Raw genomic sequence first — 12,978 nt, 5'->3', positions numbered from 1 at the left:
AGTTCTCTTTTAAAACTTTACATTGATAGTTAGACCGTAACTTCTAGAAGAAGGAACTCCAAAATATTCCAGACCCTGTGAGTTTCCAACAGAGTATGCACTTTCCGGGTCAATATTATCTACACTTCTTTTTATGTAGAATAAGTTAGAAGCGATTAGTGATACATTAACATTGGTTAAAAATACATTGTCTAAGGCTTTCTTTGGTAATGAATAACCTAGGCTTAATTGTCTGAATTTTATATAATCAGAGTCTTCAACGAATTCTTCTGCGATATCTGCAATTTCACCATAATAGTCAGCTAGATTTTCAGGTGCCACTGTCGTAGTAAATGCAGCCCCGGTTTGGTCAACACCAGATACGGTTAAACCATTTTCTCTACCTTCTAAAGTGTTTTTGTGAAGTCCATTACTATAAAGTATAGTGTTGGTGCCAGAAAAGATCTGTCCACCAAATTTTCCGTCGATCAAGAAGTTAAGGTTGAAGTTCTTGTAAGTAAATGAATTTGAAAAACCTAACGTTAATGGAGGTACACCCTCACCTAAGATTTTACGCTCACCTTCAACAGCTCTAGGTACACCATCATCACCTACTTCATAAACTATGGTACCGTTTTCATCACGCTCATAAGAAACACCAACTATAGAACCATAAGTTTCACCAACGATGTGGGTAATTCTTACATTCTGTGTTCTTGGTTCATCTAAGTTAACGTCAGAATTAACATCATCTGTAGCTACTACCAGTCCTTCATTATAAGCACCGTTTACGGTCATATTCCAAGAGAAGTCATTAGTTCTGATCGGTGTACCACTGATTAAAAATTCAACACCCTCGTTGGTTACCTTACCTAAATTTGCGCTAGCCCCGGTATAACCAGAATATATAGATGTTGATACATCTACAATATCATTTGTAGTTTCATTGCTATAGTAAGCAACATCAAAAGATAGTCGGTTATTAAAGAACCTCATATCTAAACCAATTTCTGTTTCACTTTTGCTAAAAGCAACTAAATTGGCATTAGGAACAATGCTACCGGAAACTCTACCTAATGGCTGACCGCTGATCGGGATTCCGAAAATTTCATAGTTCAAAGCCAATGTATAAGGATCTTGAGCACCACCTGCAACTTCTGAATAACCACCTCTTAATTTTAAGAAGCTAACGAAAGAAGGCATATTAAAAGCATCTGATAATATTAAACTACCATTAACAGAAGGGTAGAAATCATCATTTGGTGTAGTCTTGCCAGGGAATGATAACGTAGAAAACCAGTCATTTCTACCAGTAAACGTTACATATGCCCAACGGTCATAAGATAATTCCAACGAACCGTAAACAGAACCAATTTTTCTTTCTGAATATTCTCTGCTACGAGATTGGCTAACTGTGTTGCCTATGTCTTCTAAACCTGGAACAATAAAGTCGTTACCACCTAAAAATAAATTTTCAGATTTAACGTGGTTGTTGTTTGCACCTACTAATGCAGAAATGGCAAACTTATCTGTAATATCTTTTTCTGCCGCTAAAATTAAATCGGCATCCACTTGATTGTATCTTCTTTCTTCCTCGTTAATGCCTCCCAATGGTTTATAAGCCGTACCGAAAGGTTCAACGGAAGTTCTTCTGATAATATCATTATCAATACCAATTCTACCGGTTAGCGATAGCCAATCCAATATATCATAACGAAGAGATGTTGATGCAATTATTCTATTTCTGACATCTTCATTATTGAAATTATAAGCGGCAAAATACGGGTTGGTAGAAAATGTATTGTTTGAGAATTGTCTTTCAGAACCATCAGGATTGGTAGATGGCTGTAATGTAGTTACATCTATATTGCCTGGTAGCAAAGCCACTGAAAAGTTGGCATTACCAGGGGAATCTGAAAGTCTAGGTCTGTTTTGTACCTTTTCTATAATATATTTGGCATTTACGCTACTAGTTATCTTATCTCCTAAGATAGCACTGGAGTTGAAAGAAAAAGATTTTCTGTTCAATCCTGCATTTGGCAATACATCCGCATTATCCAAATTAGATGCAGAAAGTCTATAGGTCAAATTTTCTTTAGCACTGGTTATGGCAACCGTGTTAATGAAAGTAGACCCTGTTCTATAAAATTTGTCAACATTGTTACCTAAATAGGAGTAAGGTCTTGATACACCATCGAACTGAGGAGAATTTACACCATCATAAGCTTCTCCCCATGAAGAACTACCTGCTTCTAATGCGGCGCTTTGTGAAGATGGTCTTACACCTCTAACTCCTTGTCCATATTCTGTTTGAAAATCTTGTAATGAAGTGTCCACCTTGTCAAAGGTTACGGAGCTACCTACTTCAATGCCAAAACCTTCCTGGCCCTTACCGGATTTTGTGGTAACGATAATAACACCACCCGCAGCACGAGAACCGTACAGCGCAGAAGCCGCACCACCTTTTAGTACGGAGATAGATTCAATATCATCTGGATTTAAACTAGAGATACCGTCCCCACCATCTGATCCACCCCATAAACTGGCAGAACCGTTATTACCATTTCCGATAGGAATACCATCCACTACATAAAGTGGTTGGTTGTTACCGGATAATGAACTTGCACCTCTAATGACTACTCTACTGGAACCGGCGGCACCAGTAGCATTTTGAGAGATGTTTACACCTGCAATTTTACCCTGTAAAGAATTAATTGCATTTGGAGTTTTAATGGTTGCAATTTCTTCTGCATCTACTTCAGTTAAGGAGTATCCTAATGCTTTGGTTTCTTTACGTATACCAAGTGCTGTAACAACTACTTCGTCCAATTCGCTGGCATCTTCCGCTATTGAAGTGTTTACTATAGATCTACCATTTACTCCTACTTCTTTGGTTTTGTATCCTAAAGAAGAGAAAACCAATGTAGCATTTGCATCAACGTTGATGGAGTAATTACCATCAAAATCAGTAGAAGTTCCATTTGTTGTGCCTTTTTCAACGACGTTAACACCTGGCAAAGGTGAACCGGTGTCATCTGTGACTACACCAGATACGGTCTTGTCTTGACCTATTACTGCTTGAAAAAACAGCAGCACAGCAATGGTCAAAAAACTTGAGATTTTTTTATTCATAAATGTTTGAGTTAAGTTAGTTTGTATAAAATACTGTCATAAGGTGAGCCATATTCCAGTTAATTATCAAAAATTTCGACAAATAACAATTATGAAAAGCTTAACAGCATGTTAATAAATAGGAAATTTTTAGGAATGAAACAATTATTGAGGGTTTTGTGATGCTCTAATTACTTGCCATTGTTCTTCAGTTATGGCAGGTCCATCAAAGAAAGATACTCCTTTTGCACCGTTGCTAATAGATTGATGTATAGCTTCCTGCAATTGTTCTGGTGTCATGCCCGGCACATATATGCCAGTATGTAACTCAGTGTTTTTCCCTTTTAAATCAATAACACCTTGCTGGGTTGCATACCCGATCCAATCTATTTCTTCATTATAAAAGACATTGTAGATCATGGGTAGAACTGCATCTATATTCCATTTATCCCAACGTTGACGAACCATGTGATCTGCCATTTCTGGATAAGGAAATACAGCTGCGGTAAGTATTTTGCCATTTGCATGCGTAATTTTGTAAGCTTCGTCTACAATGGCTTTTACTTTATTTAAACGGAAGTTTTTCCACTCCATATCTATTGCCGGATTGCTAAAATCATTTGGGTTTTTATGATGTTCTTTTTCAAATTCCGAAGTACAAACATCACAATAGCAAAAGTCATATCTGGGCAATTCCGTTTCTTGTTTTAAATTGTATTTAGGAAGAAGACCTATAGGTAAAAAAATGTCCGAGTATCTAATATAATCTAAATGGAAACTTGCTACACCCTCTACTTTTGACAATCCTTCAATTAAACTTAGTATGTGTTCGCGAGATTCTTTTCTTGTGGGGCAAAGCCATTTGTAATATCCTACATAGGGTGGTTCATCAAAGCAAGACTTGCCATCTCTACTTACAGCATACCATTCTGGATGCTGTTCTGCAACTTTATCGCCAGGGCGGTTCATAGTGAACATCCAAGCATGGACTTCTAAATTGTATTTTTTGGCTATTGGTACCAACCTAGCCAGTAATTCTGGATCTCCGTAGGTATTTATAAGTATTGCATTAATACCATTGTCTCCGTACTTTTTAAACTCTTCATCAAAAGATTCATTTGTCCGTGCTTTGTCAGCAGTAATCCATGTCCATAATTTAAATGTCTCAGTGTTAGATGAAGTATCTGTAGTGGCTATTTTCTCTTTTTTTTGTTCATTTGTTCCGCATGAGATGAAAAGAGTAATAAGTACAAGAAGTAATGCCTGTAAAAACTTAGTTGGTTTGGTCATAGTCAGTTGTAAATTTTCCGTCAGTATGTATAATTAGTCTGTTGTTCGTGAATGGGCTTTTTGCCCATATGTTAAAGCCAAAGTTGTTCTTTTCTAAAACAGCAACAACCGGTTTGCCCTGTATTAAAATCGGCTTTTTTTGCAGTTCCCCATGTACGGACAACCATTCTTGGTCGTTTTTGGTCTTTACATTTCTATATAGTTTGTATAAATACCATTTTATATGTTCATCATCAGGTATATCGAATTTGGTGGTTTTGCTACCTTTATTGAAATAGACATATCCCCAATGTTCTGGCTCGTGCATATTAATGACTCCCTGTGGTGACCATACCCAATTGTATTCTGGTAAAAAATTACCATTGCTATCTTTCTTTCTAGAATACGTACCATTATCAAGATCAAAATCCCAGTTTACTCTAGAAAAATTTATTCTCCAATATTCATTTTCCGGTACTTTGGTAGTTCCACCTGGGGCTGTAGTAAAAGACCATGGTATGGCTACTTCAACAGTCCAACCTTGGTCTATGTCCGTTGAGTTGTTCAATGTGCCGTTGCAATGTATGGCGGTTTTAATGCCTTTAAAATCCCAAGCATCGGTAACGTGCCCATTATTTCTGTATGGTTTTGATAAGTAGAGGTCCCATATGGTATTTAGGGCATTTATTTCAAATTCGTAATAGTTGTGCGTATCGCCATCTGGGTCCAGGAATATTTCAAAATCGTTATTGTAAAATATTATGGTATCCTTTTGCTTTAATGTGGCCCAAATATGTGGTTCTTCAATTTTTGCAAAAAAATAAATGTATTGTTGGTCCCATAGCATTTTAAATTTTGTGTTATACGTGGGTTTCTTAGTGCCTTCAATATCAATAAAATCGCTAGACCAACTGGTTGTCTGCCATGCACTCTCATTCATTTTGCCATCTATGGATATGTTTTCAAGTGTATTTTCTGCAATATATGAGCGTGGTGTTTCTTGGGCCATTAGGGAAATTGCTCCTAGGTATAGTAGAAACAATAATAATGCTATGGCTTTTTTAGTTTTTAAAGATTTTTTATTGATTATATCCATAGCCTAATAGTCTGTCCTGTACTTGTTGATGATCTTATAATCCTAAGAATAGAAAATTGTAAGTAGTGAATAATCTGCTACTTCTGTATTATGCTAAGCTTTTCTAAAGTTTTTGAATGCACAAACTAAGCGATGAAGTTGCTTTTCAATTTTACAAATTACACTTTTGCTTAGGCCGTTTTTAACTACATTTAGAAATAATTAAGCTAAGGAGGCTATTCTGAGATTATAATTGAATATTTTTAAAATTCTTCGTAAACTGAATGTTTTTAGCTTAACAACCGTAGATTGTTGCTCAACGTCAAAAAAACGGAAAAAATAAATTGGTTTTAGTAGCCTATGGACATTAGATTAATGAAGTTTTTGAGAAGGCCCAAATTTTTTGGTACAAGTGAAATTAAACCTTGGCACCATATTTTATTTTGGTCTGTCTATTTTATCTTTAATACGTTTAGGTGGACCTTTATACATGACGACTTTTTACTTTCTTTACGTACCAATCTTATAGGTTTTCCCATTCATATGTTTTTGGCGTATTTAAATGCCTATTACCTAATGCCAAAATTTATATATACCAAAAGATACTTTGAGTATACGGTATATATACTTCTGTCATTGTTCATAATGCTCTTGGTGAAGTATAACCTAACGTATTACTTGGTAAGTACAGATGTTATGCCCGAAGCACAGGATGTTATCAACTCATTGACCATTGGGTATGCCGTGCAGACAATGATTGGTGAGGTTTATGTGATATCGTTTTTTACAGCAATTAAATTGACCATAGATTGGTTAAGGGAAAGTAGCAAGCTACATGATCTTGAAAAACGACAGCTAAAGACCGAACTTAGATTTTTGAGGTCACAGGTATCACCTCACTTTTTCTTCAATACCTTGAACAATATATATTCATTGACCTTGGAGAAATCTGACCAAGCTCCAGAGGTGGTTTTAAAACTTTCAGAGCTAATGCGTTACTTATTGTACGCAACCAAAAAGCAACGACAGGATCTAACCAGTGAAATTAATTGTATAAGAAATTACATAGATTTGGAACGTATAAGGTTCGATGATTCTTTGAAAATTGATATGAATATCTCGGGCAACCTTGACAATTGTAAAATACCACCTATGTTATTGATACCACTTATTGAAAATTGCTTTAAGCATGGGGCAAGTAAGAATATTGGGGATATGAAGATTAAGATCGATGTAAATGTTGACGATAGTTTTATGGATTTTAAAGTATCCAATTCCATACCAGTAGTAAAAAAAGAATATGTATACCCGGTAAAACGAGGAGGTATTGGTCTTTCTAATGTGAAAAAGAGGTTAGAGCTGGGCTACGCTAAGAGTGAGTACGATTTAAAGATTTTTGAAGAGGATAAAATGTTCAATGTGTTTTTAAAGCTTAAGGTAATATGATTTTAAAAGTAATAGTAGTAGATGATGAGCCGTTGGCAGTAAATGTGATTAAGAACTATATACTTAGGGTAAAAGAATTACAGCTAGAGGGTACTTTTTCCAATGCCTTGGATGCATCGACCTTTTTGAGGGACAATGAGGTAGATATCATGTTCTTAGATATCAATATGCCTTATTTGGACGGATTGGAGTTTTTAAGCACCTTGCACAAAAAACCGTTTGTAATCATGACCACCGCTCATGAAGAACATGCATTAAGAAGCTTTGAACTAGAAGCCATTGACTATTTGGTGAAACCCATTTCATTACCTCGATTTTTTAAATCCATAGATCGTATTATAGGTCTTAAGAAAATAGGTAGTAACGGTAGTGCTGAAAAAGAAGAGAAGCCTTCTATTTTTGTTAAGGTTGACAAAAAGAAGTTACAAAAGATTTATTTGGACGAGATTATGGTGATAGAGAGCCTAAAAGATTACATTAGGATCATAACGCCAACGGCAAAATATATAATTCACAGAACCTTAAGCAGTTTTACAGATGAGTTACCAGGTGATAATTTCATAAGAATACACCGTTCCTATACTATTGCTGTTGATAAGGTAAGTGTGGTTGAGGGCAATAGCGTTGAAATTGGCGGTATTAGGTACACCATAGGTAGAAGCTATTTAGCCGATGCCAAAAGCAGAATACTTAACAACCTTACAGATTAAAATTTCTTATTCACTATAGAATTAAATTGCCTTGAGCCAACTATTTAAATTTAAACAATTTAGTATTGAACAAGATCGTTGTGCCATGAAAATTGGTACAGATGGTGTGATGTTAGGTGCATGGACGCCAGTGGACACATCATTGGAATCTATTTTAGATATTGGCGCCGGTACAGGAATCATCGCTTTAATGCTGGCCCAGAGAAGCAATGCGGATGTGGTAGATGCCATTGAGATAGATGCTGATGCTTATGAACAATGTGTTGAGAATTTTGAAGGCTCCCCATGGGGAGATCGGTTGTACTGTTACCACGCCGGCTTAGATGAATTTGTTGATGAAATCGAAGACCAGTATGAGTTGATCACGTGTAATCCTCCTTTTTATTCGGAAAATGTCAGTTCTGGCAACTTACAGCGGGATCAAGCACGCCAGAACGGTTTTTTACCTTTTAACGAGCTTATTGCCTCGGCTGCTGTTTTGTTGGCGGAAAATGGATTGTTTACAACGGTAATTCCCTATAAAGAGAAAGATGAGTTTGTCGCCATGGCAGAGGAAAAAGGTCTTTATCTTATCAAATGCACTTATGTAAAGGGTAATACTATTGCAGAGGTGAAACGGGTATTATTGGCATTCTCAAAAAATAAAACACCATTAGAATCGTCAGAATTGGTCATTGAAACTGAAAGGCACTCTTATACTGATGATTATATAGCCTTAACTAAGGAGTTCTATTTAAAAATGTAACTTTAGTGTTACATGTTGTTATATTTCTTTATTTATCTTTGATAAAAGCATAGTTATGAGACCAGATTTATTTGAAGCCCCAGACTACTATCACTTAGATGATTTATTATCTGAAGAGCATTTGTTGGTACGTGATGCCGCACGTCAATGGGTAAAAAGAGACGTATCCCCAATTATTGAAGAATATGCCCAAAAAGCTGAATTTCCTAAGCAGATAATAAATGGCTTGGCTGAAATTGGTGCATTCGGACCTTATATTCCTGAGGAGTACGGCGGTGCGGGATTAGATCAAATTAGTTATGGAATTATTATGCAAGAAATTGAAAGGGGAGATAGTGGTGTTCGTTCTACGGCATCAGTACAATCCTCTTTGGTAATGTATCCTATTTATACGTATGGAACCGAAGACCAACGTAAAAAATACCTACCTAAGTTGGCTACTGGCGAATGGATGGGCTCTTTTGGGTTGACCGAACCAAACCATGGTTCTAACCCTAGTGGTATGGAAACCAAGTATAAGGATATGGGCGATCATTATCTTTTGAACGGAGCCAAACTTTGGATTTCCAATGCTCCATTTTGTGATATTGCGGTAGTATGGGCAAAGAACGAGGAAGGACGTATTCATGGTTTGATCGTGGAGCGTGGAATGGAAGGTTTTACAACACCGGAAACCCATAACAAATGGTCATTGAGAGCTTCGGCTACCGGTGAATTGATATTTGATAATGTAAAGGTCCCTAAAGAAAACCTATTACCTAATAAATCTGGTCTAGGGGCGCCATTAGGATGTTTGGATTCTGCCAGATTTGGTATTTCTTGGGGTGCTATAGGTGCTGCTATGGATTGTTATGATACTGCATTAAGATATGCCAAAGAACGTATTCAGTTTGGTAAACCTATTGCTGCAACTCAATTACAGCAGAAGAAATTGGCAGAAATGATTACGGAGATCACCAAAGCCCAGTTATTGGCCTTTAGACTAGGTCAATTAAAGAATCAAGGGAAGGCAACCTCTGCCCAAATATCTATGGCCAAGAGGAATAATGTAGAAATGGCCATTAAAATAGCACGAGAGGCGAGACAAGTTCTAGGTGGTATGGGTATTACCGGTGAATATAGTATAATGAGGCATATGATGAATTTGGAAAGCGTAATTACCTATGAGGGTACTCATGATATTCATCTGCTGATTACAGGGGCGGATATTACTGGAATGCCTGCTTTTCAATAATTTAACGGTTTGCTTTAATGGGCATAACATTTAACTGTTGAACACCATCTATCTTTGATTTGCGCGTGTAAGATGTGTGCATGTTTTTTTTAGATATAAGCTATGGCCGATGGAGACATCGGCTTTTTTAATGCTAATTTTTTCGCGATAAAAAATCGGCAAACCATTTACCAGAGGCTTTAATAGTCCTTTTTAAGGTTTTAAAATTAATATGTACCAAGCCAAACCTAGGGTAATACCCTTCTGCCCATTCAAAATTATCCGTAAAGGTCCACACGAAATATCCGTGGATATTCAACCCTTCTTTTTTGGCTTTAAGCACTTGGTTTAAATAACGCTGCAAATAATTTACCCTAGCGATATCATTTATAATTTCTCCATCAATGGAATCTTTAAAAGCAGCACCGTTCTCGGTGATGATGATTTTTTTAATTTGCGGGTATGAACTGTATTTCTTGATCATGTTGTAAATACTAGGCGGATATACCTCCCAATCCATCAATGTTGTAGGTACATTTCTCTTACTTGCCTTTACAATTTTAGCTCTAATGTACGGTACCAAAAGACTATATCTTACTTTTTCTCGAGTGTAATTTTGAATTCCGATAAAATCGAAATCAAACAGGCAATCTTCCATATCAGTAGGTTGAATGTAAGGTTGTAGTTTTTTTAAAACCGGAGCTTCTTTGGTTGGATAACCTAAACCCAATGCTGGTTCAATAAATAACCGATTCAATAAGGCATCAACCAGAACAGCTGTTTTCTTGTCTCTGTTATTTTGTCTGTAGGGTGAAATTTGTGAACATGAAAACGTGGTGCCTATTTGGGCATTGGGTACTAGTTTACGAAGTAATCTGCCACCTTCCGCTTGGCACAAAACAGCATGGTGCACGGCGGGAAGAAAATTCTTCAATCTTTTTTTTCCAGGTGCATGTACGCCTAGAAAGTAACCGGCACCCGTAAATACCATGGGTTCGTTCAAAACCATCCAATGTTTAACCCTATCTCCAAAAGAAGTTGCGCAAAGGCTGGTAAATTCTGAAAACCATTGTATAATGTTTCTATTCGTCCATCCGCCTTTACCCTCTAACACCTGTGGAAGATCCCAATGGTATAGGGTTACCCATGGGGTAATACCTTGTTCTAGACAAAAGTCAATGACATTATTATAAAATTGAATACCTGGTTCGTTTACAGAGCCAATACCATTAGGTAAAATTCTTGACCAAGAAATAGAGAAACGAAAGTTGTCAATATTCATGGACTTCATCAATAGAATATCTTCCTTGTATTTATGATAGTAATCGCAAGATACATTGGCATTGTTACCATTTAAAACCGTATTTGGTTTGGTGGTAAATGTATCCCAAATAGAGGGTCCCTTTCCATGGGTGTCGTACGCGCCCTCAATTTGGTATGCTGCGGTGGAAACTCCCCAAGTGAAATTTTTGCCAAATTCATGGGCATTTAAAAAGAATTCTTCTTGTTCTCTCAATAGAGTAGTGGCTTTTTAATGTGTTTTTAGAGATTTCTCTAATAGTTGGCTCACAATTTGGTCGGTAATATCTGGGTAGTCTATCGGCACAATGGTTTCGGTATCTAACCAATGTTGCAACTTGGGTAAGTGTTTTGTTTTAAGCGATTTTATTACCGGTACACCCATATCTGCCAAGGCAGCTGCATTACATTGCTGCTCATATTGCCCTTTCATAGGCACTACCATTAGCTTTTTTTGCATGTGTAGGCTTTCAGCTGGTGTTTCAAAACCTGCACCGCATAGTATTCCTCTACTACTTGCCATGCTTTTTACAAATGCCTCATTGGTTATTGGCTTTATATGAATGTTCTTTTTAAAATATTCATAGGTATTGTGCTTTGAAAATACTTCCCATTTTACCCTTTTCATCTTACTTAAAAACTTCAACAATTTCTCATCACTGTAAGATGGTAGATATACGGTATAATGCTCGCCTTTGGAAATTGATGCCGATCGTATATCGTTTCTGATTATAGGTGTGTAGATATTAGGTTCATAAGGTTTGAAATGAAGTCCGAATTGATGGCTGGTGGGTGCATAATTATTAAGAATCCATTTGCCCATTCTGTCCGTTTTTTTAGGCTTTGGAGCTAATTTAGAGAGTACTGCCGCTTGGTGGCTAAAACTATAGCAAGGTATATTTTTTAACTTGCACGCCCACGCCGTAACCGGTTCAAAATCATTAATAATGAGGTCGTAATCTTCAACCGGTATACTTTTTATCTCTTTTTGCAAACGCATAGAGTTTGCCTTGTAATAGGTTTTCCAAACATCTACACCTCCTTTTTTGCCAAAAATAAAGCTTAATCCTTTTAGCTGATACTTAATGGGGTAGGGTAGTTTTATATCTGCTTGAATGCCGCTCACTAAAAGATCTAATGAAACATTATGTTTTAATATTGCAGGTATTACATCTCTAGCCCTGCTCAAGTGTCCGTTGCCGGTACCTTGAATTGCGTATAGTATTCTCATTTACTCTGTTGCGTCATTCCACTTATTCTAAACTCTTCAAGCAAGCTTTGAAACAGTTCAGCTTTTTCCAATACATAGGTTTCTTCCTTACTATCCTCTTTATGGTCAATGGTTAATTGATCTTCAAGATAAGAGTATAGTTTCCAGTGACCATTATGATACTCAAGTGCGGTTAAATTTTCTATCCAATCTCCAGAATTTAAATAGACGACTTCTCCTTTATCTGTTTTTATATTGCGAATTTCCGGTTGGTGAATGTGACCGCAAATAACATAGTCATAACCATTTTCTATGGCAATATCTGCGGCAATCTGTTCAAAGTCGTTTATGAACTTAACGGCAGACTTTACACCGTTCTTAATTTTCTTGGACATTGAAATTGGACCCTTGCCCATTTTTTTGCTTATAAAATTAATGGCTCTATTTAATAGAATTAAAAAGTCATATCCTTTTGCACCAAGTTTGGCTACCCATTTTGAATGCTGCATGGTAACATCGAACACGTCACCATGAAAAATCCAAGCTTTTTTATCTTCAAGCGGAATCACCATTTTATTGACAATATTTAATGAACCCATACTGTTGCCCGAAAATTTCCGCAAAAGTTCATCGTGGTTACCTGTTATATAATGTACCGGAATTCCTTTGGCCACCCATTCCAATAATAGTTTAATGACTTTCATATGAGACTTGGGCCAATAGCGTTTGCTAAATTGCCAAATATCTACAATATCGCCATTAAGGATTACCTCTTTTGGCTTAATGGACTTTAAATATTTTAAAAGCTCTTTGGCGTGGCAGCCATATGTTCCTAAATGAACATCGGAAATGACGACAATATCAACCGGTCTTTTTTTCATAAGTGAATGAGGGATTCCTTTCTTGGGAATTTTAGAAAAT

At 36.7% G+C, this 12,978-nt stretch carries 10 protein-coding genes; 4 read left to right on the top strand and 6 right to left on the bottom strand.

Annotation, left to right across the window (positions count from 1 at the left end; genetic code table 11):
* Positions 1 to 9: 9 nt before the first annotated feature.
* The 3 genes from VBZ51_RS03755 to VBZ51_RS03745 form a co-directional block, all read right to left on the bottom strand.
* On the bottom strand, positions 10 to 3,111 hold the full coding sequence (locus tag VBZ51_RS03755; protein ID WP_416576102.1) for a SusC/RagA family TonB-linked outer membrane protein: 3,102 nt from the start codon (positions 3,109 to 3,111) through the stop codon (positions 10 to 12).
* A 144-nt stretch (positions 3,112 to 3,255) separates the two neighbouring features.
* Positions 3,256 to 4,380, bottom strand: a complete 1,125-nt coding sequence (locus tag VBZ51_RS03750; protein ID WP_416576101.1) for a family 10 glycosylhydrolase — start codon at positions 4,378 to 4,380, stop codon at positions 3,256 to 3,258.
* On the bottom strand, positions 4,364 to 5,455 hold the full coding sequence (locus VBZ51_RS03745; RefSeq protein WP_416576100.1) for a carbohydrate-binding family 9-like protein: 1,092 nt from the start codon (positions 5,453 to 5,455) through the stop codon (positions 4,364 to 4,366). The genes VBZ51_RS03750 and VBZ51_RS03745 overlap by 17 nt, the downstream gene beginning before the upstream one ends.
* 339 nt (positions 5,456 to 5,794) lie before the next feature.
* Here VBZ51_RS03745 and VBZ51_RS03740 point away from each other — a divergent pair, with 339 nt between their 5' ends.
* From VBZ51_RS03740 to VBZ51_RS03725, 4 genes are read left to right on the top strand one after another with little or no spacing between them, the layout of a single operon-like run.
* A complete protein-coding gene (locus tag VBZ51_RS03740) occupies positions 5,795 to 6,880 on the top strand; it encodes a sensor histidine kinase (RefSeq protein ID WP_071341177.1) in 1,086 nt (361 codons plus the stop codon).
* Positions 6,877 to 7,590, top strand: coding sequence for a LytR/AlgR family response regulator transcription factor (locus VBZ51_RS03735; RefSeq protein WP_071341178.1), 714 nt, complete (start codon positions 6,877 to 6,879; stop codon positions 7,588 to 7,590). Before VBZ51_RS03740 ends, VBZ51_RS03735 begins: the two co-directional genes overlap by 4 nt.
* A gap of 31 nt (positions 7,591 to 7,621) precedes the next feature.
* Positions 7,622 to 8,335, top strand: a complete 714-nt coding sequence (locus VBZ51_RS03730) for a tRNA1(Val) (adenine(37)-N6)-methyltransferase (RefSeq protein WP_416576099.1) — start codon at positions 7,622 to 7,624, stop codon at positions 8,333 to 8,335.
* A 55-nt stretch (positions 8,336 to 8,390) separates the two neighbouring features.
* A complete protein-coding gene (locus VBZ51_RS03725) occupies positions 8,391 to 9,569 on the top strand; it encodes an acyl-CoA dehydrogenase family protein (protein ID WP_416576098.1) in 1,179 nt (392 codons plus the stop codon).
* A gap of 133 nt (positions 9,570 to 9,702) precedes the next feature.
* Here the strand turns inward: VBZ51_RS03725 and VBZ51_RS03720 are convergent, their stop codons facing one another.
* The 3 genes from VBZ51_RS03720 to VBZ51_RS03710 are packed head-to-tail and all read right to left on the bottom strand — an operon-like array spanning position 9,703 to position 12,938.
* Entirely contained in the window at positions 9,703 to 11,064 is a 1,362-nt protein-coding gene (locus VBZ51_RS03720; protein WP_416576097.1) for a GH1 family beta-glucosidase, read from the bottom strand.
* A 15-nt stretch (positions 11,065 to 11,079) separates the two neighbouring features.
* The gene (locus VBZ51_RS03715; RefSeq protein WP_416576096.1) at positions 11,080 to 12,078 is read right to left on the bottom strand and encodes a glycosyltransferase family protein; all 999 of its coding nucleotides are present in this window, start codon (positions 12,076 to 12,078) and stop codon (positions 11,080 to 11,082) included.
* The gene (locus VBZ51_RS03710) at positions 12,075 to 12,938 is read right to left on the bottom strand and encodes a UDP-2,3-diacylglucosamine diphosphatase (protein WP_058104044.1); all 864 of its coding nucleotides are present in this window, start codon (positions 12,936 to 12,938) and stop codon (positions 12,075 to 12,077) included. Before VBZ51_RS03710 ends, VBZ51_RS03715 begins: the two co-directional genes overlap by 4 nt.
* Between the last annotated feature and the right edge of the window lie 40 nt (positions 12,939 to 12,978).

Source organism: Maribacter sp. HS (assembly GCF_048059195.1).
Classification (GTDB): domain Bacteria; phylum Bacteroidota; class Bacteroidia; order Flavobacteriales; family Flavobacteriaceae; genus Maribacter; species Maribacter dokdonensis.
The sequence above is the reverse complement of the archived record's forward strand: the minus strand, read 5'-3'. Positions and strand labels throughout refer to the sequence as shown.

Excerpts from the sequence above, each read along its gene's own strand:
- VBZ51_RS03755 (WP_416576102.1), bottom strand. The coding sequence starts at position 3,111 with ATGAATAAAAAAATCTCAAGTTTTTTGACCATTGCTGTGCTGCTGTTT.
- VBZ51_RS03750 (WP_416576101.1), bottom strand. The coding sequence starts at position 4,380 with ATGACCAAACCAACTAAGTTTTTACAGGCATTACTTCTTGTACTTATT.
- VBZ51_RS03745 (WP_416576100.1), bottom strand. The coding sequence starts at position 5,455 with ATGGATATAATCAATAAAAAATCTTTAAAAACTAAAAAAGCCATAGCA.
- VBZ51_RS03740 (WP_071341177.1), top strand. The coding sequence starts at position 5,795 with ATGGACATTAGATTAATGAAGTTTTTGAGAAGGCCCAAATTTTTTGGT.
- VBZ51_RS03735 (WP_071341178.1), top strand. The coding sequence starts at position 6,877 with ATGATTTTAAAAGTAATAGTAGTAGATGATGAGCCGTTGGCAGTAAAT.
- VBZ51_RS03725 (WP_416576098.1), top strand. The coding sequence starts at position 8,391 with ATGAGACCAGATTTATTTGAAGCCCCAGACTACTATCACTTAGATGAT.
- VBZ51_RS03715 (WP_416576096.1), bottom strand. The coding sequence starts at position 12,078 with ATGAGAATACTATACGCAATTCAAGGTACCGGCAACGGACACTTGAGC.
- VBZ51_RS03710 (WP_058104044.1), bottom strand. The coding sequence starts at position 12,938 with ATGAAAAAAAGACCGGTTGATATTGTCGTCATTTCCGATGTTCATTTA.